The sequence below is a fragment of the Rhizobium sp. 01T444 genome (assembly GCF_056398305.1).
Genome location: NZ_JBFTPD010000309.1, coordinates 1 through 578, shown reverse-complemented (window position 1 = coordinate 578; position 578 = coordinate 1). Strand labels below are relative to the sequence as shown.

Sequence of the window (578 nt, the reverse complement as noted above, 5' to 3'; positions counted from 1 at the left end):
GAAGCCAAGAAGAACTACACCGAGCGCATCCGCACGGCCGGCTTCCCGAACAAGCCCGACGGCAGCAAGATGGTCTACCGCACCGCCGTGAAGACCGGCGTGGTCTTCAAGGACGCGAAGAACAAGGCGCGGGCGAAGGAATTCGTCTCCTTCCTGCTGCAGGAAGAGAACCTCACGCCTTATGTGGAAGGCGCGCTCGGCCGCTGGTTCCCGGTGACGAAGGAAGCACAGGCACGCCCCTTCTGGAAGGCTGATCCGCATCGGCTGTCGGTGTTCAACCAGTACGCCGCCGGGACCGTGACCTTCGAGTTCACCAAGAACTACAAGTTCACCATCCTCAACAACGAGAACGTCTGGGCCAAGGCGATGAGCCGTGTCGTCACCGACAAGGTGCCGGTGGACAAGGCGGTCGACGAGATGATCGAGCGCATCAAGGTCGTCGCCAAATAAGGCTTGCCCCCGGACTGCGCGCACTTCGTGTCGCTACGTCTTCCCCCTTCCGGGGGCAACAYCKGCGGSCCGGCGSAGCCGGTTCCGCGGTGTTTCTGGGTTTGAACCGCTGACCACAAGGGGATCGC

Annotated in this window: 1 protein-coding gene; it reads left to right on the top strand. The window is 62.4% G+C overall.

The window, feature by feature from the left end; translation table 11 throughout:
* Positions 1-450, top strand: a 450-nt coding sequence (locus AC1DTN_RS38630; RefSeq protein WP_477925496.1) for an extracellular solute-binding protein, incomplete at its 5' end; no start/stop codon positions are given.
* Positions 451-578: the final 128 nt, after the last annotated feature.